The organism is Streptomyces liliiviolaceus (genome assembly GCF_018070025.1).
GTDB classification, from domain to species: Bacteria; Actinomycetota; Actinomycetes; order Streptomycetales; family Streptomycetaceae; genus Streptomyces; species Streptomyces liliiviolaceus.
On sequence record NZ_JAGPYQ010000003.1, the window covers coordinates 44,081 to 68,370 of the forward strand.

The window sequence follows — 24,290 nt, forward strand, 5'->3', positions numbered from 1 at the left end:
TTTCGTACGAATCCCCGTCGTGGCGTGGCGGTCGTTGAAGATGACGTCAGAGCGTGACGCAAACCAATTACCAGTTCGCCATGAGGTGTCGCTGCTAGGCCCCGAAAACAGACTTCTCCACGCGCAAGACCCTGCAGACTCAAGCACACGATCTCTGAGGTGCAAGAAGAACTACTCGACCTCGATCTCGATGTACCGGCATCGGGACTAGGAAGGACCGGGCACCTCATGCGATACGGGAGTGCATGCCCTCCATGTCTATCAGCGCATTCCCGACTCACCGAGCGCCGCGCGTCGTTCGGGGCTGAGTTTGACGGCCCGGCGCCGACTGCTATCCACAAAGAGCTCTCCGGCGTACGGGACGCCCGTTTCCCCGGCCGCCCGCTGGTCCTTGGCCCGTACCCCGATAGCCATCGACCCGGCCCCGCCTCCGACACCGTCGGCGCTGCTGCTCCGCACGGCGTCGGTGCGGGAGGTCAATGGGGTGGGGCAGTGCTTAGGCTTCCCCGGAGTCCTCTTCAGACTCCTCCGGGTGGAGGACTCGGTTCGCCTTCCTCACGAACGCATCCAGTGCGTCCTGCATGGGCCGCAGCCCGCGCGATACTCTTTCCCGAGGATCATCTTCCTCGGCCCACGTCACCGCGTACGTGCTGATCTTTGTGGCGTCCTGAGAGGTCAGGTAACCGGCCTGGACGGCGGCATTCAGCGGCGCGGCGGGGCCGTCATGATTCCTGAGCAGGCCGACCAGCGTGGCCACGTCCTCAAAAGTAGGCGCGCCCTCGGGCGATCTGTCGCGCTCCTCCTGCCAGAGCGCCCGCAGGTCGGTAGAGGCATTCCGTGCCCACCCCCGCACCTGCCCGCGCCAACCCTGCGGCAGAGCCCGGATCGCGCGCCGGATCCGACCCATCTCCTGTTCCATAGCTAGGACCGCGCGTAACTGATCGCCGTCATCGGTCAGCCTCAACGCGTCCAGTTTGTTGAACGCGGCCACGACACTGGAGTGCCAGCTTTCCCTCACCCGGCATGTCACAGCCTGGTCGATGAACAGCTTGGCCGCCTCCCGACAGACCGCGGGCCCTCAATCGACACCACGTCATACGACCACCGCGCCAGGTCCAACACCTGGATATAGGCCGCCGTGTCGGCATCCAGGTCAGGCCCCGCAGCCATGACGTACTGGTGCACCCCGTCCGCCAAGGCACGGGCATCGCGGGCGAACTCCGCATAGACCACGCGACGTGCGTTGATAGCGCCTTGGTCCGCCATTCCCTGGTTCTGTGTCTGCGCGGCGGCCACCGCGCCCCTTCCACCCGCACGGCCACCCCAGTAGGCGGCCAGAAGGGCGCCCACCAGCGTTATCGCTGCCGCCGCAGCCTCCGGGGACGTCAGCGCAGCCCACATCACGCCCCACCCTTCAGCACGGCCCACTCCAGACCGAGCACGGCCAGCTCCGAGCGCCGCTCCGCAGACAGCTTTCCGGCCCGGCGGCGGGCGTTGTCGAGGAACGCGCCGATCTTGAACGGCACCCCGTCCACGGTCTCGACCGCCTTCCGCGGAACACGCACGTGCCCCTCACGGTCACGGAACTGCTTTACAGCCGCCAGGTTGGTGTTCCAGCGTTCGTCCTGTGACCGCCGTACCGGCACCACCACCTCACCGTCGGCGGGTGCCTCGATGCCGAGGGTCTCCAGCAGGTACTGCTGTGCGGGCATCAGCCGGTCCCATCCCGCCCGCTGTCCGATGATCCAGGCTCCGAGGTCTTCGCCCTGGACGACCAGCTCGCTGCCGCCGGCCGCGACAGGGAAGACGCCGTCGGCCTTCACGTGGGCGAGGGTGAGCCGGTAGCAGCGCTGCCAGCCGATCTCCCACGCTGGGGACCACCCGGGGTCGATCTCCGCGAGCGCCTCCTGGCGGGCTTCTGAGAGCTCCCCGGCATACGGGACGCCCGTTTCCCCGGCCGTCCGCCGTACGGCGTTCTCCGCCGCCTTCCGGGCCGCCGCGCGCTGATTCTTCATCCAGGTCCCCAGCGGGAACGACTCCCAGACGACCGACGCGGCAGGCAGGCAGTGCCCGTAGACGGCCGCGTACGAGCGGGCGACCTCCAACCCGGCATCCCACGCGGACGCGTGCACGGACCAGACCATGCCAGCCTTCTCCAGCTCCGTGACGCGCGAAGCCTCCAGCGACCCGGCCACGTAGTAGCGGCGCTGATCCGCCACCCAGACTCCCAAGGGATGCGAGCCGGCGGATCCCCAGGCTTCCGGTGTGACGTACGCGTACGGCACCCGCAGCTCGCTGCTGCCGGTCTCGCGCAGCCACCGCGTGGCGGCCTCGATGCCGCGCAACCAGTAGGCGCCTTCGGGGTCGATGACGCGCAGCTGCACGAACTGCGTGAGCGCGGCCGGGTCGCGTTCCTCGCTGAACCGCAGCACCCCCGCTGCCCGCTCCGACACCCGCCGCGTCTCCGGGCCGCTGTCGCCCTCGTCCTCGTCCTCACCGTCCGGCAGGCGCCGCGCGGTCCGGGCGGCGGTGCTCGACGCGGACCCCGGCGACCTCTCCGGCGCGGAGAACCCGGAGGCGGTCGACGAGATCCGCGCACAGGTCAAGGCCCTCGGGTGAGCCCCTGGCCGCAACAGGTAGAGGAAGAGGACATGCGATGCAGTGGGAACTGACCGACGAGCAGGACGCGTACCGGAGGACGCTCCGGGACTGGCTCACCGACGTGGCGCCCTCGGACGTGGTGCGCGGGTGGCTCGACGACGAGGACGACTCCGTCTTCGAGTCGCGCTTCGTGGACGCGGGCTGGGCCGGGGTCGGGCTCGCCGAGGAACTGGGCGGCCAGGGCGGCGGCCTCGTCGAGTTGGCGCTGACCGCCGAGGAACTCGCCCGCGCCGCGGCTCCGTCGGCCGCCTGGCTGGCCACGGCCCTCGCGCTGCCCGCCCTGGCGGGACGCCCTGACCTGGCCGGCGCGGCGTCGGCCGGCGACACGGTGGCGCTGCTGGTACCGGCCGAGACCGTGCCCGACGAGGCGCCCACGCTGTGGTCGGACGGCGAGGGCGTCCTTACCGGCAGGGCGCCCCGGGTGCTGGCCGGTGACTCGGCCGCCCGGTTCGTCGTACCGGTGGGGGAGGGGGACGCGAAGCGGCTGCGGCTCGTCGACGCGAGCGCCCCCGGGATCGGTATTGGGGCCCGGCCGCTCCTCGACCGCTCCCGGTCGGTCGCCGACGTGACGCTCGACCGCGTACCGTCCGTGCCGCTGGACGTCGACGCGGCCGAGGTGCTCCGGCAGGCGTCCGCCCGCGCGGCCGTCCTGGTGGCCGCCGACTCGCTGGGTGCCACCGAGCGCATGCTCGACCTTGCCGTGGAGTACAGCAAGCAGCGTCACCAGTTCGGGGTGCCGATCGGCTCGTTCCAGGCGGTCAAGCACGCGGCCGCCGACATGCTCGTCGGTGTCGAGGCGGCCCGCTCGGCGATCTACTTCGCCGCCGCGTCGGTGGAGAGCGGCCATGCGCAGGCGCTGCTGCACGCGGCGGCGGTCAAGGCCCAGGTCACCGCCGAAGGGGCGCGCGGCGCCGACAGCGCGCTCACCCTGCACGGCGCGATCGGCTACACGTGGGAGCACGACCTGCACCTCTACTACAAGCGGGCCAAGCTCGACGAGCAGCTGTTCGGTGTTCCGGCGGTCTGGAACGAACGCATCGCGGACGGTCTCGCCCTGGTGTGAAGGCCCGTGTGAGGGCTCGCGGGAGGGCCGTCGAAACTCTCGTTTAATGGTCAGGCCTTTGTTATAGTCATTCCAATTAGTTCCGGAAAGGACGTGGGCACCGTGGACTTCGAGCTCACCGAGGACCAGCTGACCATCCGGAAAGCGGTCCGTGAGCTGGCCGGCAGGTTCGACGACCAGTACTGGATGGAGAAGGACTCGGCCCACGAGTTCCCCACGGAGTTCTACCGGGCCTTCGCCGACGGCGGCTGGCTCGGCATCACGACCCCGGAGGAGTACGGCGGCCACGGTTTCGGCATCACCGAGGCCTCCCTCCTCCTCGAAGAGGTCGCCGCGTCCGGCGCGGGCATGAACGGCGCCAGCTCGATGCATCTGTCGATCTTCGGCATGCACCCGGTGATCAAGCACGGCTCCAAGGAGATGAAGGAGGAGAACCTTCCCCGCATCGTCGACGGCGACCTCCATGTGTGCTTCGGGGTCACCGAGCCCGGAGCCGGGCTCGACACCACCCGCATCACCACCTTCGCGAAGCGCGACGGCTCCGACTACGTCGTCAACGGCCGCAAGGTGTGGATCTCCAAGGCCATGGAGTCGGAGAAGGTCCTGCTGCTGACCCGGACCGCGAAGTTCGAGGACTCCCCGAAGAAGACCGACGGACTGACGCTCTTCCTCACCGACCTCGACCGCGACCACGTCGACATCCGGCCCATCGGCAAGATGGGCCGCAACGCGGTCACCTCGAACGAACTCTTCATCGACGACCTGCGCGTCCCCGCCGCCCACCGGATCGGCGAAGAAGGCCAGGGCTTCAAGTACATCCTCGACGGCCTCAACCCCGAGCGGATGCTGGTGGCGGCGGAAGCCCTCGGCATCGGCCGCGCCGCCCTGCGCCGCGCGGTCCGGTACGGCAACGAGCGCGAGGTCTTCGGCCGGCCCATCGGCATGAACCAGGGACTGCAGTTCCCGCTCGCCGACTCGCTCGCCCACCTCGACGCCGCGGAACTCGTCCTGCGCAAGGCGACCTGGCTCTACGACCAGGGCAAACAGTGCGCGCGCGAGGCCAACACCGCCAAGTACCTGTGCGCGGACGCCGGTTTCCAGGCCGCCGACCGCGCGCTGCAGACCCACGGCGGCATGGGTTACTCCGAGGAGTACCACGTCGCCCGGTACTTCCGTGAGGCACGGCTGACCCGGATCGCCCCGCTCAGCCAGGAGATGGTCCTGAACTTCCTCGGCGAGCACGTCCTCGGACTTCCCAGGAGCTACTGATGTTCTCTCTGCAGGGGCGATCCGCCCTCGTCACCGGCGCCGGCGCCGGCATAGGAGCCGCCGTCGCCGAGGCGTACGCGGCGGCGGGCGCGGCCGTCGTCGTCACCGACATCGACAAGGACGCCGCCGAGGCGGTCGTCCGCCGGATCGTGGACGCCGGCGGCCGGGCCGAGTCGGCGGTCCTGGACGTCCGCGATGCCGGGCAGGCCGCCGAGGCCGTCCAGCAGGCCGCGAACCTGGGCGGCGGCGTACTCAACATCCTGGTCAACAACGCCGGCGCTGTCGCGCCCGCGATGTTCCCGAAGATGACGTCCGACCAGTTCGACCTCGTGCTCGGCATCCACGTCGGCGGCACCTTCACCGTCAGCCAGGCGGCGCTCGGCCATCTCGCCACGGACGGCACCGGCCGCATCATCAACGTCACCTCGGCCGCCGGCCTGGTCGGCACGATCGGCCAGGTCAACTACGGCGCGGCCAAGGCCGCCGTCGTGGGCATCACCAAGTCCCTGGCCAAGGAGCTGGCGAGGAAGCAGATCACGGTCAACGCACTGGCCCCGCTCGCCGCGACCGCGATGACGGAGAACATCCGAGGCAACGAGAAGCTCGCCGCGGTCACCCTGGCCCGTATCCCGCTCGGACGCTGGGCGCAGCCCGAGGAGATCGCCGGCAGCTTCGTGTTCTTCGCCTCCGACGCGGCGTCCTACATCACCGGCCAGGTCCTGCCGGTCGACGGTGGGACGGTCATCTGATGCCGAAGAACCCCTTCCTCGACACCGGCCGCGAGGCGCTGATCGTCGAGGCACTGCGCACCCCGATGGGCCGATCGCACCCCGAACGCGGCTGGTTCCGCGACACCCACCCCAACGAGATGCTCGGCGCCGTCTACACCGCCCTGCTGGAGAGCACGGGCCTCGCGCCGGACGTCGTCGAAGACCTGGTCGTCGGCTGCACGGCGCCGTTCGGCGAGCAGTCCCGCAACATCGCCCGCAACGCCTGGCTGCAGGCCGGCTATCCGGCAGAGGTGCCCGCGACCGTCCTCGACCGGCGCTGCGGCTCCGCCCAGACCGCGGTGGAGATGGCGGCCGCCCTGATCTCCTCCGGCACCCACGACGTGGTCCTCGCGGGGGGTGTCGAGCACATGGGACACGTACCCATGAACTCCCCGGCCAGGATCTCCGAGCTGTACGGCGATCCCTGGCCCGCCGAACTCCGCGCGCTCTACGACTTCGTACCGCAGGGCGAGAGCGCCGAGCTGATCGCCGAGCGCTGGGACATCTCCCGTGGCGAGATGGACGAGTTCGCGGTGCGCTCGCACCGGCTGGCCGCCGAGGCGGTCGCCGCCGGACGCTTCGACCGGGAGATGATCCCGCTCGAACTCGACGGCGAGAAGCGGATCAGCGACCAGACCATCCGTCCCGGCACCTCCGCCGAAGGACTGGCGGCGCTCAGGACCGTCTTCCGGGAGAACGACGGCCGGATCACCGCCGGCACCTCCTCCCCGATCTGCGACGGCGCGGCCGGGGTCCTGCTCGCCTCCCGCGAGGCGGCCGACCGCCACGGTCTGCGCCCCCGCGCCCGCGTCCTCGACCAGACCACCGTCGGCGTCGACCCGGTCATCATGCTCACCGGACCGATCCCCGCGACCCGCAAACTGCTCGAACGCAACGGCATGACGATCGACGACATCGACCTGATCGAGATCAACGAGGCGTTCGGCTCCGTCGTCCTGGCCTGGGAACGGGAACTGCGACCGGACATGGACCGGGTCAACGTCAACGGAGGGGCGATCGCCCTCGGCCACCCCGTCGGCGCCACCGGCTCCCGCCTGTTCGGCACGCTCCTCGCCGAGATGGAACGCAGGGATGCCGAAACAGGCCTCGTCACCATGTGCTGCGGCGGCGGCCTCGGCACCGCGACCCTCGTCCAGCGGGTCGGCTGATGCTCGACCTCAGCCCGTACGTCCGGGCCGGCGACGGCGTCTGGTGGGGCCAGGGGAGCGCGGAACCCGAACCCCTGGTCGACGCCCTGCTCGACCAGGTCGACAGCATCGGTCCGGTACGCGCCTTCGCCGGACTCACCTGGAACGAGCGACTGTCCGGCGAGGTGCCGTTGCCCGACAACCTCACCGTGTCGTCCTACGGCGCCCTCGGCCGACTGCGCGGGCTGAGCGCCCAGGGACGCCTTGAGGTGGTGCCCTGTCACTACTCGGCGCTGCCGCGGCTCTTCGCCCGGCGCGCACTGCCCTGCGACGTGGGGCTGCTGCAGGTCTCCCCGCCGGACGGGAACGGCCTGGTCTCGCTGGGCATCGGTGTCGAGTACGTCGCCGACGCCCTGCGTCACACGCCCACCCTCATCGCCGAGATCAACCACCGCATGCCACGGACCACCGGCACCGAACGGCTGCCGCTGAGCGCCTTCGCGGCCACAGTCGAGACCGACCGTCCGCTGCGCCAGGCGCCGTCCCGCGCACCGGACCCGGTCGAGCACGCCATCGCGGAGTACGTCGCGGGGCTCGTCGAGGACGGCGACACCGTGCAACTGGGCGTCGGTTCACTGCCCAACGCCGTGCTCGCCTCGTTGTCGGGCCACGTCGACCTGGGGTTCCACACCGGGATGATCACCGACGGCGTACTGACCCTGATCGAGAAGGGCGTGGCGACCGGTGCCCGCAAGGAGATCGACCCCGGACTCGTCATCACGGGCGCGGCCCTGGGCAGCACCTCGATGTACGACCGGCTGCACGAGTTCCCCGTCGAGTTCCGGTCCGCCGCCTACACCCACTCCCCGGCGGTCCTGTCCCGGCTGCGCTCGCTGGTGTCCGTCAACTCGGCCATCGAGATCGACCTGTTGGGACAGGCCGGCGCCGAACTGCGCAGGGGCGTGCACATCGGCGCGGTGGGCGGCCAGGTCGACTTCAGCCGGGCCGCGTCCCTGACCGGCGCGCGGTCGGTCATCGCGCTGCGTTCGGAGTCGGGCGGGCGGTCCACCATCACACCGGCGCTGCACGGCGGTGTCGTCACCACCGGACGCGTGGACGTCGACGCGGTCGTCACCGAGCACGGTGTCGCCACGCTCACCGGCTGCACCGTGGCACAGCGGGCCCGCCGGCTGATCGAGGTGGCCGCGCCCCAGCACAGGGAGGCGCTGACGAGAAGCCTCACGGAGCCGGAGGCGGCGCGATGACGGGCAGGTCGCCCCATGGAGGCAGGAGACATCGAGATGACGCAGGAGGTGTCGGGATGACGCAGGACAACCGCACTCCGGACGAGACCCGTCGCGTACGCATGCGGGAGGTCGGGCCGCGTGACGGGTTCCAGAACGAACCGGAGACGATCGGGACCGCCGACAAGATCCGGCTGATCAACGCGCTCGGGCGGGCCGGGTTCACCCGGATCGAGGTGGCGAGCTTCGTCCGGCCGGACGTCATCCCGCAGCTCGCCGACGGCGTCGAGGTGCTGAAGGGCATCGACCTGCCCGACGAGGTCGAGCGGATGGTGCTGATCCCCAACAGCAAGGGACTCGACAACGCGCTGAAGGTACGCGACCTGTTCGAGGCCGCCACCCTGTTCGTCAGCGCGTCCCAGACCCACAACAGGAAGAACATCAACCGGACCGTCGAAGAGACCATGGCGGACGTGAAGGTGATGGGTGAGCGTGTCACCGCCGAGGGGCTGAAGTTCTGCGCGGTGATCGCGACCTCGTTCGGCTGCCCCTACGAGGGCAAGGTGTCCATGGACCGGGTCCTGGACCTCGCCGAGGAGTTCGCCGGGGCCGGGGCCACCGAGATCGGCTTCGGGGACACCACCGGCATGGCGAACCCGGCCTACGTCTCACGGTTCTTCACCGCCGCCCGGGAGCGGCTGCCGCGGGTCGAACTGACCGCCCACTTCCACAACACCCGAGGCCAGGGGCTGGCCAACGCCTACGCCGCACTGGAGGCGGGCTGTACCAGCTTCGAGTCGAGCTTCGGCGAACTCGGCGGCTGCCCGGTCCCGGCCGGCTCCACCGGCAACATCGCCACCGAGGACCTCGTGAGCATGTTCCACGAGATGGGCGTCGAGACCGGCCTCGACCTGGAGAAGATCATCGAGGCCGCGCGTGCGGCACAGGGCACCCTGGGTCGCAAGCTCACCAGCCACTCGATCGTCGCGGGCCCCGTTCACTGGGACCTGGCGGCGAGCTGAGGCACGGCGCCCGGATCACGTACGACATTCGAACCAGCCCGACGCCTCGAACCAGCACGACACCTCGAACCAGCCCGACACCTCGACCGAGCACGACACCCGCCCGACTGAACCACCAGGCCTACAGGAGAGTTCGCTATGAGCAACCGCGTCGCCTTCGTCACCGGAGGCGCCCAGGGCATCGGCAAGGGCATCGCCACCACACTCGGGGCGCAGGGGTTCAAGGTGGCCGTCGCCGACATGAACCTTGAGACCGGGACACAGACCGCCAAGGAGATCAACGGCGCGGGCGGCACGGCCATCGCCGTCGAGGTCGATGTCACGAGCACCGCCTCGGTACAGGCCGCCGTGCGCACGGTGGAGGAGGAGCTCGGCCCGATCGAGGTCGTCGTCAACAACGCAGGCTGGGACGACTTCATGTCCTTCGTCGACACCACCGAGGAGTTCTGGGACAAGATCCTCGACATCAACTTCAAGGGCGCGCTGCGGGTCGTCAAGGCGATCGCGCCCGGCATGATCGAGCGCGGCTTCGGCAGGATCGTCAACATCGGCTCCGACGCGGGCCGGGTGGGCTCCTCGCTGGAGGCCGTCTACTCCGGGTCCAAGGGCGGCATCATCGCCTTCACCAAGACCCTGGCCCGCGAGGTGGCCACCAAGGGCGTCACCGCCAACAGCGTCTGCCCCGGTCCGACGGACACCCCGGCCCTGCGCAAGTTCGTCGACGGAGCCGGGCAGAACGCCGAGAAGGTCATCGCCGGTATGACCCGGGCCGTGCCGATGAAGCGGCTCGGCACCCCTGAGGACATCGGCCCCGCCGTCGCCTTCTTCGCCTCCGACGCCGCCGGCTTCATCACCGGCCAGACCCTGTCGGTGAGCGGCGGACTCACCATGGCCTGAGCCGGAACATCGTGAACGCGGTCCCCGAGAGCACCCGATCCGAACCGCGGTACCGCGCAGTACCCGTACCGACAAGTCACCGACAAGTGAGGAAGCGATGGCCGAGCGGAACGTGTCCGGACGGAACGTGTCCGAGGACCCCACAGAGGTCGTCACCTGGAAGAAGGAAGCGCCGGGGATCGTCCATGTGACGCTGGCACGTCCGCCGGCCAACGCCCTCGGTCCCGCGATCCTCGACGGGATGCACGCGGCGATCGACGCGGCCGAGAAGGCCGGGGACGTCAAGGTCATGGTCGTCTCCTCGGCCCTCGACGGCTTCTTCGCGGCGGGCGCGGACATCAAGCACCTCTCGAAGATCGACGCCGAGTCGTTCACGGCGTACGGCGACCGGATGCGCGCCGTCAACGACCGCCTCGCCGCGGCGCCGTTCCTGTCCGTCGCGGCGGTCGACGGACTGGCCCTCGGCGGCGGCCTGGAACTGGCGATGGCCTGCACCCTGCGGGTCTCCGGCCCTCGGGGGAAATACGGGCTTCCGGAAGTGCGCATCGGTCTCATCCCGGGAGCCGGCGGCACCCAGCGATTGCCCCAACTGGTGGGCCGCGGCCGGGCGCTGGACATCATGCTCACCGCCCGGCAGGTACCGGCGTCGGAGGCGCTCGCCATCGGCCTGGTGGACCGGCTGACCGAGGGCGATGTCGTGGAGGAGGCGCTGTCGCTGGCCGCGGAACTGACCGCGGGCGCCTCACTGCCGGCGCAGCTCGCCGTCGTCCGTACGGTCGACGCGGCCTTCGACCTGCCGGTCCAGCAGGGGTTCGCCTTCGAGGCGGCGCAGGAGCAGGCGCTGTTCGAGGACGGCGAGGCCGCGGAAGGAATCACCGCCTTCATCGAGAAACGGCGCCCGGATTTCGCCTGACCTCCGAGGACCGGCCCCGGAACGCCCGGCCCAGGACGGGGGACCACAGCCCGGACAGGCGACGACAGCCCGTACGGGTGACGACAGCACGGACACGCGCCGCGGCTCCGCGGTCGCACGAGAGAACGGACGGCTGCCTCCAGTGACGACGACCGGGAACGCCGGGCAGGGCGACGGGAATCAGCCCCTTCAGGTAGTGCACAGCGGACCTGAACGATCGTTCGCGATCACCGACGTGGCAGCCGACGGAAGGACCGTCTCGGCGTCCATGCGGACGGGCCCGTGGCTGAACGCCCCGCGCGCCGGTTCGGCGGGCGGCCCGGTCGGCGGCGCGCTCGGGGTGCTCGTCGACAACGTCCTCGGGTACGCCATCATGCTCGACCGCCCGGCCGGCCACTGGTCGGTCAGCTCCGAGATCTCGATCGACCTGTGCGGGCCGGTACCGATGGACGGGTCCGCGCTTCTCGCCGAGGGGAGTGTTACCCACTCCGATTCCCGCGGCGGGATCTCCTCCGGCTCGGTCGTCGACGAGCGAGGCGGGCTCGTCGCGGTGTGCCGTCAGCAGGGCCGGTGGATACGGACGCTGCCCGCCGCGTCGCCGGGGAGCGACAGCGCCGGGCCGGCGCAGGGCACGGACCGGAGGGATCTCCTGGAACTGCTCGACGCGCAGGTCAAGAGCACGGACGGCGGCGCCGAGCTGGAACTGGTCGCGACGCCTGAACTGGTCAACCCGCTCGGCAACCTGCACGGAGGCATCGGTCTGTGCGCCTCGGACGTGGCGGCGCACGCCGCGCTGGAGGCCGCGGGAGGGCCACCGTCCGACACGGCGTCCGTCCACATCGCCTACGTGCGACCGGTGCCGCGGAACACGGCCGTGCGGTTCAGGGCGTCGGTGGAGCACGCCGGGCGCAGCTTCGCCGTGGTGCGGGTGACGTCCGTGAACGAGAACGGCAGACCGTGCACGATCGCCACCGTGACGACCGGTGTACGTACCTGACCTGCGGAGGCCGACGACGCTGAGGGCGAAGTTTCTCGCCGTCACCGTATTCGGACTGACCATTGGCATGTAATCTGAGCTAGGTCCGAGGGAGTGACGCAGTGACGCAGCACCAGCCGGAACGATCGTTCACCGGTCCACTGACAGGTATGAAGGTCGTCGAGATCGGCAGTATCGGGCCGGGTCCGTTCTGCGCCATGCTGCTGGCCGACCTGGGCGCCGACGTGATCAGGATCGACCGTGCCCGGGGCGCCGCCCTCGTCGGCCCCAACGCGGACTTCCGCACCGAACTGCTGCACCGGGGACGGCGCTCCGTCGCCGTCGACCTCAAGCACCCCGACGGTCCGGAAGCGGTGCTGTCGCTGGTGGAGAGGGCCGACGTGCTCATCGAGGGTTTCCGGCCCGGCGTCACCGAGCGCCTCGGGATCGGCCCCGAGGACTGTCACGCCCGCAACCCCCGGCTGGTGTACGGGCGGATGACCGGCTTCGGCCAGGACGGTCCGCTGGCGCAGACCGTGGGCCACGACATCAACTACGTGGCGCACAGCGGTGTCCTCTCGCTGATCGGCCGGGCCGGCCAGGCGCCGACCCCGCCGCTGAGCCTCGTCGGGGACTTCGGCGGCGGGGGCATGCTGCTGGCGTTCGGCGTCCTCGCGGCCCTGTGGGAGAGCCGTGCCTCGGGCAAGGGGCAGGTCGTCGACGCGGCCATGAGCGAAGGCGCCGCCCTGCTCGGCACCGCTTTCTTCGGCTACCGCCAGACAGGCGTATGGCATGAGCGCGGCAGCAACATCGTGGACAGCGGTGCCCCCTACTACGACGCCTACGAGACCGCCGACGGCAAGTGGGTCGCGGTCGGCGGCATGGAGGCACACTTCTACGCCGAGCTGATCGACCTGCTCGGGCTCGCACCCGACGAGCTGCCCCCGCAGAACGACACCGCGCAGTGGCCCCGGATGAAGGAGATCTTCGCCGGGGCGGTCCGCCGGCGGACCCGCGACGAGTGGGTGGCCGCCGCCGAGGGCCGGGACGTCTGCCTGACCCCGGTCCTCGAACCCGACGAGGTGGGCGAGGACGCGCACCACCGGGCACGCGGATCCTTCGTCGAGATCGCCGGGCTCACCCAGCCCGCCCCGGCGCCCCGCTTCAGCCGTACACCCGCGACTGTGGACATCCCCCCGCCCGCGCCCGGCGAGCACACCCGGGAGGCGCTCACCGCCTGGGGTGTTCCCGAGCGGACGGTCGCCGCCTGGGAGGCGGCCGGAGCCGTGCGCGTAACCGGCACGGGCTGACCCCGGTCCACCCCGGTCCGACACGGACGGCGACACGCAGAGCCGAAGAGCAGCAGGACCCAAACGCCACAGAGCCGAAACGCCACGGAGCCGAGGAGCACTGATGAAAAGTCTGGAAGCGGTGTACGAGACGCTCACGCTGGAGGAGCGCTCACCCGGTGTCGTCGTGGTCACCCTGAACCGTCCCCAGCGCTACAACGCGATGACGAACACGATGTTCGACGAGCTGGAGAACGTGGCCGTCGCGCTCGACGACGAGGACGACTGCCGGGTCGTGATCCTCACCGGGGCGGGCAAGGCGTTCTGCGCCGGCTACGACCTCGCCGACGCCGAGGACCTGCCGCACCTCGGCGCGCTGGGCATGCTCGACCAGCAGGAGCGGGCGGCGCGTGCGCTGCTGGCGCTGCGCACCATGCGGGTCCCGGTCATCGCGGCGGTCAACGGCCCCGCGGCGGGCGGCGGTCTCTCGCTCGCGCTGGCCGCCGACATCCGGCTGGCCTCCCCGGACGCCAAGTTCAACGCCGCCTTCGTACGCATCGGTCTGTCCGCAGGCGACCTGGGCGCGTCCTGGCTGCTGACCCGGCTGATCGGACCCGCCGCGACCAGCGAGATCTGTTTCACCGGCCGTTTCGTCCTCGCCGACGAGGCACGCGACCTCGGCCTGGTGAACAGTGTCAGCGACGCGGACTCCCTCCTGGACGACGCCCTGACGCTGGCCCGGTCGATCGTGGCCAACTCACCGGGCGGCGTACAGCTGTCGAAGCGCGCCCTGCAGGCCAACCTGGAGACGGCCTCGTACGCCGCCGCCCTGGAGCTGGAGAACCGGGGACAGGCGCTGCTCACCCGGGGCGCGGACATGCCGGAGGCCCTGGCCGCCTTCAGGGAGAAGCGCGCTCCGGTCTTCACCGGCCGCTGACCACGACGGCGACCGACGACGACCGACTGCGACCGACGACGGCTGACGACGGCGACTACCGAAGGATCCACCATGGCTCACGACCTCGACCTGCCCGACCTGGAAACCCTGTCGCTCGAAGTGCTGGACGCCGGCGTCGCGGTGCTGCGGATGAACCGCCCGGAGCGGATGAACTCGCAGACGGTGCGGATGTTCACCGAGTACAACACCGTCGCCCGCGCCCTGCGGGACAGCGGACTCAGAGCGCTGATCCTCACCGGCACGGGGGAGCGCGCGTTCTGCGCCGGCTTCGACCTCGACGAGATCGAGGTCATCACCACGATGGGTGTGCGCGAGTTCCTCAAGTTCCAGGAGACCGCCACGGGGGGCATCCAGGCCATCAGGCACCTGCCCTTCCCGGTGATCGCCGCGGTGCACGGCGCGGCCACGGGCGGCGGCATGGCACTGGCCCTGGCCGCCGACATCCGTCTCGTCGCGCCGACGGCCAAGTTCAGCGCGGCCTTCGTCAAGGTGGGCCTGTCGATGGGCGAACTGGGCACGTCGTACAACCTCAGCCGTCTCGTGGGACCCGGCCGGGCCGCCGAGATCGGCTTCACCGGACGCCTGGTCGGCGCCGAGGAGGCCGTGACGATCGGGCTGGCCAACCGCATGGTGCCGAGCGAGAACCTGCTGGACGAGGCGCTGGCCATGGCGCGGCTCATCGCCGCCAACTCGCCGGGCGGAGTGCGCATGTCCAAGCGCGCCATCCAGCGCAACCAGGAGATCACCTCGTACGCCGCCGCGCTGGAGCTGGAGAACCGGGGGCAGGCGCTGATGTCGCGCACCGAGGACATGCCCGAGGCGCTGGCGGCCTTCAAAGAGAAGCGCGCGCCCCAGTTCACCGGAAAGTGAGGTCCCGGCATGACGGACGAGTGGACACCGGAGGGCCTCGAAGCCCTCACCCGTTTCCTGCGCGAGCGCGGCCTGTGCGAGGGAACGGGTGAGCTGGACGTCCGCCGGATCGGCGACGGCCACTCGAACCTGACCTTCCTGGTCTCGGGCGACACCGACACCGACACCGCGGGCTCGGACGAGAGCGCGGGCGCGGACGAGTGCGGCACCGGCCGCGTGGTGGTACGCCGCCCGCCGCCACCGCCGACGCCGCCCGGAGCCCACGACATGCTGCGCGAGGCACGGCTCGTGGACGCGCTGCGGGACACCCCGGTGCCCGTCCCCGCGGTGCTCGCCACCGCGCAGGCGGGCGAGGTGATCGACGTGCCCTTCTACGTCATGAGCTTTGCCGAGGGACCCGTGGTGACCACCTCGACCCCCTCGCCGCTCGCCGCCCCCGCGACCCGGCGGCAGATCGGTGAGGCCCTCGTCGACGTCCTCGCCGAGCTGCACGCGATCGACTGGCAGGCCGCCGGTCTCGGCGACCTGGGCCGCCCGGAGGGCTTCAACGCCCGCCACCTGCGCCGTATGGGCAGGCTGGTCGCCGACGCGGACGGCGCTCCGCCGCCGCACTTCGCCGCCATCGAGCGCTGGCTCGGCGCGCACGTGCCGCCCGAGTCGGGCGCCTCGATCGTGCACAACGACTACCGGATCGGGAACGTGGTCCTCGCCCCCGACGCCCCGGGACGCATCGCCGCGGTGCTCGACTGGGAACTGGCCACCATCGGCGACCCCCTGTTCGACGTCGGATACTTCCTGGCCTCGGTACCGGAGGCGGACAGCCCGCGGACGCCGACGGAGGACCTGGGCACCGCGCTGCTCGAAGAGGGATACCCGACCCGCGAGGAACTCGCCGGCCGGTACGCCGACCGCACCGGCCGCGACCTGTCGAACCTGGACTGGTACACCGCCCTCGCGTTCTGGAAGCTGGCCGTGCTCTACGAGTACAGCCGCCGCCGGACCGTACGGGGTGTGGGTGATCCGTACTACGCCGACCAGAAGCTGGTGCAGTCCTTCCTGGCGGCCGCGCACCGGACCGCCGGTCTCGACGAGCCGCCGGACGCACCCGCGGACGGGTCCGAGGCAGCACCCGAGACCGCACCCGAAGCCGTACCCGACGAGGAGACCCGATGACGGACGACACCTTCCACGACGCTCTCGTGGCGCCGGACACCTCCGGCCTCCCGGACAGGTTCTTCGACCGGTTCGTGTTCAACCTGCACCCGGTCGACGCCTCGTCGCCGTCCGTCCTGATCGGTCTCGGCGTCCATCCGCCCAAGGACGTGGTGGACGGCTTCGCGGTGCTGGTCACCGGCACCGAGCAGCGGAACGTCCGTTTCTCCACCGAGCTGAGCGCCACCGACGGCGCGAGCGCCGGGCCGTTCTCCTGGCAGGTGGTCGAGCCGATGAAGACCTGGAAACTGGTGCTCGGCGCCAACCCCACCGGGATGGAGTTCGACCTCCTGTGGCACGCGCGGACACCGGCGTGGACCGGCGAGGTCAACGTCGACAACGACGGCCCCACTCCCACCTCCTTCGCGCACCTGGTCCAGTCCGGCTACTACTCCGGCACGCTGAGCATCGACGGCCGGCAGCGGTCGGTCGACGGCTGGTACGGACAGCGCGACCGCTCCCGCGGTGTGCGCACGCTGTCCGGGGGACAGGGGCTGCACGTCTGGTACCAGGCCCAGTTCCCCGACCGCTCGATCGGCTTCCTGCTCGTGGAGACCCGGCAGCACGACCGGCTCCTCCTGGAGGGAGCGGTGATGCATGAGAACGGCCTGCTCGACGACATCGTGGACGTCCGCCACGACCTGCGCTTCGACGACGGCCTCGACCTCAAGGGCGGCACGGTGGAGGTCACCACCGAGAGCGGCGAGGTGTACACGGTGGACACCGACGCCTCCGCGGGCGGCGGCTACATGGCCGGTGCCGGTTACGGCGGCCACCACGGCCGGCCGAAGGGGCGCGACCACATCGAGCACGACGTCTACCCGCTCGACGGCACGGTGTCCCCCCGCACCCTGGACTCGGCCCTGACCGACCGGCTGGCCTCGTTCACCTGGAACGGCACCGAGGGCCGCGGCATCTTCGAGTTCGCGATGACCCGCAGCCGCTCCTACACGTATCGGCCGTCGCTGCGCTGACGGCCGAAGGACTTTCACCGAGGCGTGTGCATGTGGGGCCCCGTACCGACAGGCGGTACGGCCCCACATGCACACGCCTCGGGAGTCAGACCGAGCGCTGTTCCTTGCTCGCGGCGGTCGCCGCCCGGCTGCGGTCCCGTACCTCGGCCCAGTCGGCGTCCGAGAGCGAGGTGAGGCCCGCGAAGGTGCCGGGCCCGGCGAGCATCTGACCGCCGTCCATGGCGATGGTCTGGCCGGTCAGGTAGTCGCAGGCGCCGGAGATCAGGAACATGGTGAGGTGGGCGAGTTCCTCGATGCTGCCCGGCCGGCCGGCCGGGATCAGATCGGTCTGGGTGGCCCCGACGGAACTCCTCTCCGTCGGATTCAGCATCTCCCAGGCGTAGTCGGTGGGGATCGGTCCGGGCGCCAGCGCGTTCAGCCTGATCCCGTACCTGGCCCACTCGACGGCCAGGGACATCGTCATGGCGTGCACGCCGGCCTTCGCCATCGCGGAGGGAACGACGAACGCGGAACCCGTCCACACCCAGGTGGTCAGCGTGGAGACCACACTGCCGGGCAGGCCGTCGGCGATCCACCGCCGGCCGGCCGCGAGCGTGGTGTGGAACGAGCCGTTCATGACCGTGCCGCTGACCGCCTCGAACGCCCGCGGGCTGAGGTCCTTCGTCCGGGCGATGAAATTGGCCGCCGCGTTGTTCACCAACCCCGTGAGCGGGCCGTGGACCGACCAGAGGGACTCCATCGCCGCGTCGACCTGCTCGGCGTCCCGGACGTCCACCGAGTGCACATGGACGCTCCCGGGCCGCGAGACCGACGCCTCCTCGGCGGCCTCCCGCAGGACCGCCTCCCGACGGCCCCACAGATGCACCTCGGCGCCGTGCTCCACCAGATGCCGTGCCACACCGCGGCCGAGACCGGTGCCCCCGCCGGTGATCAGGATCCGCTTGCCCGCCAGCAGATCGCTGGTGAAGGGCGAGCGCGGAGCGTCGTTCACGGCCGTGGTCCTTTCCTCGTGCGCCCGGACCCGTGCCTCACAGCAGGCTCTTGGCGATGATCTCGCGCTGGATCTCGTTGGTGCCGCCGTAGATGGGCGGCGCCAGCGCCTTGCGGACCTGGCCCTCCATGCCGTACTCCCGGGCGTAGCCGTACCCGCCCATCATCTGCATGGCCTCCAGCGCGGTGTTCTTCGCGATCTCCGTGCAGCGCATCTTCGCCATCGCGCTCTCCCGGGCGAGTGCGTCCTCCTGACCGGCGTCGACCCGGCCGGCCGCGTCGTACAGGAACGCCCGCGCGAACTCGACATCGGTCGCGAGGTCCGCGATGCGATGGCGGATCGCCTGGAAACTGCCGATGCTGCGGCCGAACTGCTCACGCTGCCCGACGTACGCGATCACGTCGTCGAGGGAGCGCCTGGCCGCGCCCAGACTCATCGCGGCGATGATGAGCCGCTCCACGCTCAGCCCGCGCATGAGCTGCTTCCAGGCGTTGAGAGGACGGCCCACCACGGCGGAGGCGGGCACCCGGACGTCGGTGAAGAAGACGTCGTTGACGGTGTGCGCCTCCATCGTGTCGATGCCCCGGATCGTGAGGCCCGGGGTGTCGGTGGGCACCATGAGCAGGGTGAGACCCTCGTGCTTGGTGCCACCGCTGTCCTCACGGGCCAGCACGAGGAGGTGTTCGGCGACGTGCGCGGCGGAGGTCCAGGTCTTCTGCCCCTCGATGACGTACGCGTCACCGTCCCGCGTGGCCCGTACCCGCACCCCGCCGAGGTCGGAGCCCGCGCCCGGCTCGCTCAGCGCGATCGCCTCCAGTCTGCCGGCGACCAGATTGGAGACGATGACACCCTTCTGCTCCTGCGACCCCCACCGCAGATACGTCTGCGCGGCGGTCAGACCGGTCGAGTAGCCCGTGACGGGCAGCAGGCCCCGTGAGGACTCCTCCAGGAACACGCACTCGTCCACGAAGCCCGCGCCGCCGCCCCCGTACTCGGCCGGCAGGGACACCCCGAGCCAGCCGAGCTTCGCGAGCTCGGCGAGGATCTGCGGGCTGTTCGACAGCGTCCCGCCCCTGGTCACGGCGTCCCGCTGGGCCACGGTCGCGTACTGCTCGCGGGAGAACGCGTGGACGGCCGCCCCGAACCGCTTCTGCTCCTCGCGCAGCTCCATCTCAGGCGCCCCGGTACTTGCTGAAGTCGGGCTTGCGCTTCTCGTTGAACGCGTTGATGCCCTCCTGCGCCTCGGGCGTCTCACCGAAGAGCTTGAGGGTGCTGTAGGCCATCGAGCCGATGCTGACGAACTGCTCGGTGTCGGTGTTCATCGACTGCTTGAGCACCTTGAGCGCGGTCGGCGAGAACTCCAGCATCTGGTCGGCCCACGCACGCACCTCGGTACGCAGCTCGCCGGCCGGCACGACCTTGTTCACCAGACCCCAGTCCAGGGCCTCCTCGGCGCTGAGCCGGCGGAGCATGAACCACAGTTCGCGGGCGCGCTTCTCACCCACCACACGGGCCAGGTAGCCCGAGCCGAGACCGGCGTCGAACGATCCGACGCGGGGCCCGTTCTGGCCGAACTGGGCGGTGTCCGCGGCGATGGTCAGGTCGCACAGCACATGGAGGACGTGACCGCCGCCGATCGCCAGGCCGTTCACCGCGGCGACGACCGGCTTGGGGGTGTCACGGATCACCCGGTGCAGCGCGTCGACCTCGAACAGACCGCTCTGGGAGGGCCCGTAGTCCCCGGTCTCCATGCGCTGCTTCTGGTCACCGCCGGCACAGAACGCCTTGTCACCGGCGCCGGTGAGGGCCACCACCCCCACCTCGTCGCTGGCCCAGGCACGCTTGAAGGCCATGACCAGTTCGTCGACGGTGCGCGCCCGGAAGGCGTTGTAGCGCTCCGGCCGGTCGATGGTGATCCAGGCGAGACCGTCCTCGACCTCGTACGTGATGTCGGTGAAGTCGTCCATTGGCCTCGGTCCTCTCTGCATGGCAGCCGGCGTCGTCGTCGGCGTGCGGCAATGGCGGCCGATTCGGCCTGACCATTAGAAGGATAGTATGGAAGCGAACGATCGTTATCAAGGCCTCGGTCGGCCCCGCGTGCCGCACATCCCGTTCAGCGCGACGCCGGGCGGTGAAACGCCAACGGGCGCTCCCTCGTGGGAGCGCCCGTCGGCTGTGGTGGTGTGCGCGGGGTGGTGCGGGCCGGATCAGCTCCTGACGCCCATGACGCCGCAGACGGGCGCCTGCCACGCGAGGTGACCGTCATCGGAGAGAAACCGGTCGAACCCGGCCGCGATGTCGTCGGGGAGGGGGACCGCCCGGCGGGTGTCCATGTCGACGTGCACCAGGACCAGTTCCAGGGTGTTGGCGAGCCGTCCGTGGGTGCGGTCGAGGAGGAAGGTCATCATGTGCACGGCCCTGGACGACCTCGCCAGCACCCGCACGTGCACGGAGAGCTTCTCGCCCTCGTGCATCTCGCTGAAATACCTCAGGTGGTGCTCCGCGGTGAAGACACCCATGCGCCGCTCGGTCCGGTAACCGTCGTCTATGCCGATCTCCTCGCACAGCAGCGTGGTGCTGAGCGCGTCCAGCTCCAGGTAGTGCCGGATGTTCATATGGCCGTTCTCGTCGATGAAGTCCGCGGAGACGGTCGTGTCGACCCACGCGGGCAGCTCCATCACCTGGTCGAACGACGGCACGGGCGCGGTGCTCACACGTTCCTCCGGTACTGTCCGCCCACCTCGAAGAAGGACTCCGTGATCTGCCGCAGCGAGCAGACCCGGGCGGCGTCCATCAGGACCTCGAAGACGTTGTCGCCGTTGATCGCCGCCTCCTTGAGGCGGGTGATCGCCAGCGCCGCCTCCTGCGCGTGACTGCTCTGGAAGTCCTGGACACGCGCCAGCTGCGACTCCTTCTCCGTCTGCGTGGCGCGGGCGAGTTCGACCTCACCGGCCGGGGCGTCGCCGCCGGGCCGGCGGAAGGTGTTCACGCCGATGATCGGCAGTGAGCCGTCGTGCTTGCGCTGCTCGTACAGCATCGACTCGTCCTGGATACGGCCGCGCTGATAGCCGGTCTCCATGGCGCCGAGCACACCGCCGCGCTCGTTGATCCGGTCGAACTCGGCGAGCACCGCCTGCTCGACCAGGTCGGTGAGCTGGTCGATGATGAAGGAACCCTGCAGCGGGTTCTCGTTCATCGCCAGGCCCCACTCGCGGTTGATGATGAGCTGGATCGCCAGGGCCCGGCGCACCGACTCCTCGGACGGGGTGGTGACGGCCTCGTCGTAGGCGTTGGTGTGCAGCGAACTGGCGTTGTCGTAGATGGCGGTCAGCGCCTGGAGGGTGGTGCGGATGTCGTTGAAGTCCATCTCCTGGGCATGCAGGGAGCGCCCGGAGGTCTGGACGTGGTACTTCATCTTCTGCGAACGCTCGTTCGCGCCGTACTTCTCCTTCATCGCGACGGACCAGATCCGGCGGGCGACCCGGCCGAGGACCGAGTACTCCGGGTCCATGCCGTTGGAGAAGAAGAACGACAGGTTCGGCGCGAAGTCGTCGATGTGCATCCCGCGGGCCAGATAGGCCTCGACGTACGTGAACCCGTTGGCCAGGGTGAACGCGAGCTGGCTGATCGGGTTCGCACCGGCTTCGGCGATGTGGTAGCCGGAGATGGACACCGAGTAGAAGTTGCGGACCTGGTGGGCGATGAACCACTCCTGGATGTCGGCCATCATCCGGAGGGAGAACTCGGTGGAGAACAGGCAGGTGTTCTGCCCCTGGTCCTCCTTGAGGATGTCGGCCTGCACCGTGCCGCGCACGGTGGCCAGCGCGTGCGCGCGCAGCTCCGCGGCCTCCTCGGGGGAGGGGGCGCGGCCCTCGGCGGCGTGGAACTTCTCGGTCTGCTGGTCGATCACGGTGTTGAGGAAGAACGCCAGCACGGTGGGTGCCGGGCCGTTGATCGTCATCGACACCGACGTCGTCGGGGCGACCAGGTCGAAACCGTCGTAGAGCGCCTTCATGTCCTCCAGGGTCGCGACCGACACACCGGAGGTCCCGACCTTGCCGTAGATGTCGGGGCGCTCGTCGGGGTCGCGGCCGTAGAGGGTCACCGAGTCGAAGGCGGTGGACAGCCGGGTGGCCGGCTGGCCCTCGGACAGCAGCTTGAAGCGCCGGTTGGTGCGGAACGGGTCGCCCTCGCCGGCGAACATCCGCGCCGGGTCCTCGCCGTCGCGCTTGAAGGGGAACACCCCGGCGGTGAACGGGAAGCGGCCCGGCAGGTTCTCCCGCCGCCAGAACCGCACCAGCTCCCCGTGGTCGGTGAAACCGGGCAGCGCCACGCGGGGCACCTTGTTGCCCGACAGGGACTCGCGGGTCAGCTTGGTACGGATCTCCTTGTCCCGGATCCTCACGATCTGCTCGTCGCCCGAGTAGGCCTCCACGACGGCCGGCCAGTTCTCGATCTGTTCCGTGACCTCGGACGGAAGCTGTGTGCGTGCGGGAGCGAGCAGCGACTCGACGCCCGCGACGTCGGAGCCGGCTTCGAGGAGTTCACCGCGCACCGCGTCCAGGCGCTGCACACGTCGTGCCGCCTCGGCGAGCCGCTCGGTGCCGGCGTGGTACGCGCGGATCGTCTCGGTGATCTCGGCGAGGTAGCGCACCCGGTCCGCGGGCACCACCTGACGGATCCCGGAGGAGTGGCGTACGTCGACCTGCGGCAGCGCGCCTTCCGCGACGGGCAGCCCCTGCTCGGCCAGGACGGTCTTCAGGTGCTGGTGCAGCGCGGTCACGCCGTCGTCGTTGAACGTCGCCGCGGACGTGCCGAACACCGGCATGTCCTCGGGCTTCATACCGAACGCCTCGCGGTTGCGGACCAGTTGGCGGCCCACGTCGCGCATCGCGTCCTTCGCGCCGCGCCGCTCGAACTTGTTGATGGCGACCACGTCGGCGAAGTCGAGCATGTCGATCTTCTCCAGCTGCGAGGCCGCGCCGAACTCGGGCGTCATCACATACAGCGAGGCGTCGACGAACGGCACGATCGCCGCGTCCCCCTGGCCGATGCCCGGCGTCTCCACGATCACCAGGTCGAAGCCGGCCGCCTTGACGACGTCGATCACGTCGGTGAGGTGCTCCGGCAGCTCATGGCTGCCGCGGGTGGCGAGACTGCGGAAGAGGACCTGGTCCCCGTCGAGGGAGTTCATCCGGATCCGGTCGCCGAGCAGGGCTCCGCCGCCCCGGCGGCGGGTCGGGTCGACCGCGATCACCGCGATCCGCAGTTTGTCGCGCTGGTCGAGGTGGAAGCGGCGTACCAGCTCGTCGGTGAGGGAGGATTTTCCGGAGCCGCCGGTGCCGGTGATGCCCAGGGTCGGCGTGACCCGCTTCGCCGCCGCGGCGCGCACCTGCTCCAGCAGGTCCGCGGGCAGCTTTCCCAGCTCGGCGCCGGTGATGGCGCGGGCGATCGCGAACCGGTCACCCGCGAGCAGGGCGGTGGCATCGGCCGGCTTGCTGTCCCAGAGATCGAAGTCGCAGTCCTTGATGACGGAGTTGACCATTCCGGCCAGCCCCATGCGCTGGCCGTCCTCGGGGGAGAAGATGGTCACGCCGCTCGCGCGCAGCCGGGTGATCTCCTCCGGCACGATCACACCGCCGCCGCCCCCGACCACCCGGATGTGGTCCGCCCCCTGCCGGCGCAGCGATTCGACCAGGTACTCGAAGTACTCCACGTGCCCGCCCTGGTAGGACGAGACGGCCACACCGTGCACGTCCTCCTCAAGCGCCGCGTCCACGACCTCCTGGACCGACCGGTTGTGCCCGAGATGGATCACCTCGGCGCCCTGGGACTGGAAGATCCGCCGCATGATGTTGATCGACGCGTCGTGTCCGTCGAAGAGGGCCGAGGCCGTGACCAGGCGGACAGGATGCACAGGTCGGTGCAGATCACTCATGAAGGGCCTTCCCGGAACACTTCGGAAGAGTACTGATGTCCAAGATACTAGGACGTCCTAGTATTTTCTGGCGACACGGTGTGACTGGAAGCACA

Annotated in this window: 22 protein-coding genes; 14 read left to right on the plus strand and 8 right to left on the minus strand. The window is 70.1% G+C overall.

Annotated elements, in window-relative coordinates:
* Positions 1 to 496: 496 nt before the first annotated feature.
* The 3 genes from J8N05_RS46435 to J8N05_RS46445 form a co-directional block, all read right to left on the minus strand.
* Positions 497 to 991, minus strand: coding sequence for a hypothetical protein (locus tag J8N05_RS46435; protein WP_210894475.1), 495 nt, complete (start codon positions 989 to 991; stop codon positions 497 to 499).
* A gap of 35 nt (positions 992 to 1,026) precedes the next feature.
* The gene (locus J8N05_RS46440) at positions 1,027 to 1,296 is read right to left on the minus strand and encodes a hypothetical protein (RefSeq protein ID WP_210894477.1); all 270 of its coding nucleotides are present in this window, start codon (positions 1,294 to 1,296) and stop codon (positions 1,027 to 1,029) included.
* Positions 1,297 to 1,400: 104 nt separating this feature from the next.
* On the minus strand, positions 1,401 to 2,453 hold the full coding sequence (locus tag J8N05_RS46445) for a helicase associated domain-containing protein (protein ID WP_407700022.1): 1,053 nt from the start codon (positions 2,451 to 2,453) through the stop codon (positions 1,401 to 1,403).
* 203 nt (positions 2,454 to 2,656) lie between these two features.
* On the opposite strand from J8N05_RS46445, the gene J8N05_RS46450 reads away from it, so the two are divergent.
* From J8N05_RS46450 to J8N05_RS46515, 14 genes are all read left to right on the plus strand, one after another.
* On the plus strand, positions 2,657 to 3,724 hold the full coding sequence (locus J8N05_RS46450) for an acyl-CoA dehydrogenase family protein (RefSeq protein ID WP_210892216.1): 1,068 nt from the start codon (positions 2,657 to 2,659) through the stop codon (positions 3,722 to 3,724).
* Between the two features lie 102 nt (positions 3,725 to 3,826).
* Positions 3,827 to 4,993, plus strand: a complete 1,167-nt coding sequence (locus J8N05_RS46455; protein ID WP_210892213.1) for an acyl-CoA dehydrogenase family protein — start codon at positions 3,827 to 3,829, stop codon at positions 4,991 to 4,993.
* Positions 4,993 to 5,742 (plus strand): SDR family NAD(P)-dependent oxidoreductase, encoded by a 750-nt coding sequence (locus tag J8N05_RS46460; protein ID WP_210892211.1) that lies wholly within the window; start codon positions 4,993 to 4,995, stop codon positions 5,740 to 5,742. Before J8N05_RS46455 ends, J8N05_RS46460 begins: the two co-directional genes overlap by 1 nt.
* Positions 5,742 to 6,932: a thiolase family protein gene (locus J8N05_RS46465; RefSeq protein WP_210894481.1), complete on the plus strand. Its 1,191-nt coding sequence runs from the start codon at positions 5,742 to 5,744 to the stop codon at positions 6,930 to 6,932. Before J8N05_RS46460 ends, J8N05_RS46465 begins: the two co-directional genes overlap by 1 nt.
* Positions 6,932 to 8,176, plus strand: a complete 1,245-nt coding sequence (locus tag J8N05_RS46470) for an acetyl-CoA hydrolase/transferase family protein (protein WP_210894483.1) — start codon at positions 6,932 to 6,934, stop codon at positions 8,174 to 8,176. The genes J8N05_RS46465 and J8N05_RS46470 overlap by 1 nt, the downstream gene beginning before the upstream one ends.
* A gap of 56 nt (positions 8,177 to 8,232) precedes the next feature.
* Positions 8,233 to 9,177 (plus strand): hydroxymethylglutaryl-CoA lyase, encoded by a 945-nt coding sequence (locus J8N05_RS46475; RefSeq protein WP_210894485.1) that lies wholly within the window; start codon positions 8,233 to 8,235, stop codon positions 9,175 to 9,177.
* Between the two features lie 138 nt (positions 9,178 to 9,315).
* Complete coding sequence (locus J8N05_RS46480) at positions 9,316 to 10,074, plus strand: SDR family NAD(P)-dependent oxidoreductase (protein ID WP_210894487.1); 759 nt, start codon at positions 9,316 to 9,318, stop codon at positions 10,072 to 10,074.
* A 97-nt stretch (positions 10,075 to 10,171) separates the two neighbouring features.
* Positions 10,172 to 10,987, plus strand: coding sequence for an enoyl-CoA hydratase/isomerase family protein (locus J8N05_RS46485; RefSeq protein WP_210894489.1), 816 nt, complete (start codon positions 10,172 to 10,174; stop codon positions 10,985 to 10,987).
* 235 nt (positions 10,988 to 11,222) lie between these two features.
* A complete protein-coding gene (locus J8N05_RS46490) occupies positions 11,223 to 11,984 on the plus strand; it encodes a hotdog fold thioesterase (protein ID WP_210894491.1) in 762 nt (253 codons plus the stop codon).
* Between the two features lie 149 nt (positions 11,985 to 12,133).
* On the plus strand, positions 12,134 to 13,273 hold the full coding sequence (locus tag J8N05_RS46495) for a CaiB/BaiF CoA transferase family protein (RefSeq protein ID WP_210894557.1): 1,140 nt from the start codon (positions 12,134 to 12,136) through the stop codon (positions 13,271 to 13,273).
* 103 nt (positions 13,274 to 13,376) lie between these two features.
* On the plus strand, positions 13,377 to 14,189 hold the full coding sequence (locus J8N05_RS46500; protein WP_210894493.1) for an enoyl-CoA hydratase/isomerase family protein: 813 nt from the start codon (positions 13,377 to 13,379) through the stop codon (positions 14,187 to 14,189).
* Positions 14,190 to 14,261: 72 nt separating this feature from the next.
* Positions 14,262 to 15,080, plus strand: a complete 819-nt coding sequence (locus J8N05_RS46505) for an enoyl-CoA hydratase/isomerase family protein (RefSeq protein ID WP_210894495.1) — start codon at positions 14,262 to 14,264, stop codon at positions 15,078 to 15,080.
* A gap of 9 nt (positions 15,081 to 15,089) precedes the next feature.
* Positions 15,090 to 16,253 carry a phosphotransferase family protein gene (locus J8N05_RS46510; RefSeq protein WP_210894497.1) on the plus strand — a complete coding sequence of 388 codons (1,164 nt, stop codon included), beginning with the start codon at positions 15,090 to 15,092 and terminating at the stop codon, positions 16,251 to 16,253.
* A complete protein-coding gene (locus tag J8N05_RS46515) occupies positions 16,250 to 17,266 on the plus strand; it encodes a DUF7064 domain-containing protein (RefSeq protein WP_210894499.1) in 1,017 nt (338 codons plus the stop codon). The genes J8N05_RS46510 and J8N05_RS46515 overlap by 4 nt, the downstream gene beginning before the upstream one ends.
* Positions 17,267 to 17,351: 85 nt before the next feature.
* Here J8N05_RS46515 and J8N05_RS46520 read toward each other — a convergent pair whose 3' ends face one another.
* From J8N05_RS46520 to icmF, 5 genes are all read right to left on the minus strand, one after another.
* Positions 17,352 to 18,257: an SDR family oxidoreductase gene (locus J8N05_RS46520; protein ID WP_210894501.1), complete on the minus strand. Its 906-nt coding sequence runs from the start codon at positions 18,255 to 18,257 to the stop codon at positions 17,352 to 17,354.
* A gap of 37 nt (positions 18,258 to 18,294) precedes the next feature.
* Positions 18,295 to 19,428, minus strand: coding sequence for an acyl-CoA dehydrogenase family protein (locus J8N05_RS46525; protein WP_210894503.1), 1,134 nt, complete (start codon positions 19,426 to 19,428; stop codon positions 18,295 to 18,297).
* A 1-nt stretch (position 19,429) separates the two neighbouring features.
* Positions 19,430 to 20,224, minus strand: coding sequence for an enoyl-CoA hydratase-related protein (locus J8N05_RS46530; RefSeq protein ID WP_210894505.1), 795 nt, complete (start codon positions 20,222 to 20,224; stop codon positions 19,430 to 19,432).
* 240 nt (positions 20,225 to 20,464) lie between these two features.
* Positions 20,465 to 20,971 carry a thioesterase family protein gene (locus J8N05_RS46535; protein ID WP_247707042.1) on the minus strand — a complete coding sequence of 169 codons (507 nt, stop codon included), beginning with the start codon at positions 20,969 to 20,971 and terminating at the stop codon, positions 20,465 to 20,467.
* Positions 20,968 to 24,195: a fused isobutyryl-CoA mutase/GTPase IcmF gene (gene icmF, locus J8N05_RS46540; protein WP_210894507.1), complete on the minus strand. Its 3,228-nt coding sequence runs from the start codon at positions 24,193 to 24,195 to the stop codon at positions 20,968 to 20,970. The genes J8N05_RS46535 and icmF overlap by 4 nt, the downstream gene beginning before the upstream one ends.
* Between the last annotated feature and the right edge of the window lie 95 nt (positions 24,196 to 24,290).

Excerpts from the sequence above, each read along its gene's own strand:
- J8N05_RS46525 (WP_210894503.1), bottom strand. The coding sequence starts at position 19,428 with ATGGAGCTGCGCGAGGAGCAGAAGCGGTTCGGGGCGGCCGTCCACGCG.
- J8N05_RS46470 (WP_210894483.1), top strand. The coding sequence starts at position 6,932 with ATGCTCGACCTCAGCCCGTACGTCCGGGCCGGCGACGGCGTCTGGTGG.
- J8N05_RS46515 (WP_210894499.1), top strand. The coding sequence starts at position 16,250 with ATGACGGACGACACCTTCCACGACGCTCTCGTGGCGCCGGACACCTCC.
- J8N05_RS46480 (WP_210894487.1), top strand. The coding sequence starts at position 9,316 with ATGAGCAACCGCGTCGCCTTCGTCACCGGAGGCGCCCAGGGCATCGGC.
- J8N05_RS46505 (WP_210894495.1), top strand. The coding sequence starts at position 14,262 with ATGGCTCACGACCTCGACCTGCCCGACCTGGAAACCCTGTCGCTCGAA.
- J8N05_RS46465 (WP_210894481.1), top strand. The coding sequence starts at position 5,742 with ATGCCGAAGAACCCCTTCCTCGACACCGGCCGCGAGGCGCTGATCGTC.
- J8N05_RS46495 (WP_210894557.1), top strand. The coding sequence starts at position 12,134 with ATGAAGGTCGTCGAGATCGGCAGTATCGGGCCGGGTCCGTTCTGCGCC.
- J8N05_RS46530 (WP_210894505.1), bottom strand. The coding sequence starts at position 20,224 with ATGGACGACTTCACCGACATCACGTACGAGGTCGAGGACGGTCTCGCC.
- J8N05_RS46475 (WP_210894485.1), top strand. The coding sequence starts at position 8,233 with ATGACGCAGGACAACCGCACTCCGGACGAGACCCGTCGCGTACGCATG.
- icmF (WP_210894507.1), bottom strand. The coding sequence starts at position 24,195 with ATGAGTGATCTGCACCGACCTGTGCATCCTGTCCGCCTGGTCACGGCC.
- J8N05_RS46450 (WP_210892216.1), top strand. The coding sequence starts at position 2,657 with ATGCAGTGGGAACTGACCGACGAGCAGGACGCGTACCGGAGGACGCTC.
- J8N05_RS46460 (WP_210892211.1), top strand. The coding sequence starts at position 4,993 with ATGTTCTCTCTGCAGGGGCGATCCGCCCTCGTCACCGGCGCCGGCGCC.
- J8N05_RS46510 (WP_210894497.1), top strand. The coding sequence starts at position 15,090 with ATGACGGACGAGTGGACACCGGAGGGCCTCGAAGCCCTCACCCGTTTC.
- J8N05_RS46485 (WP_210894489.1), top strand. The coding sequence starts at position 10,172 with ATGGCCGAGCGGAACGTGTCCGGACGGAACGTGTCCGAGGACCCCACA.
- J8N05_RS46500 (WP_210894493.1), top strand. The coding sequence starts at position 13,377 with ATGAAAAGTCTGGAAGCGGTGTACGAGACGCTCACGCTGGAGGAGCGC.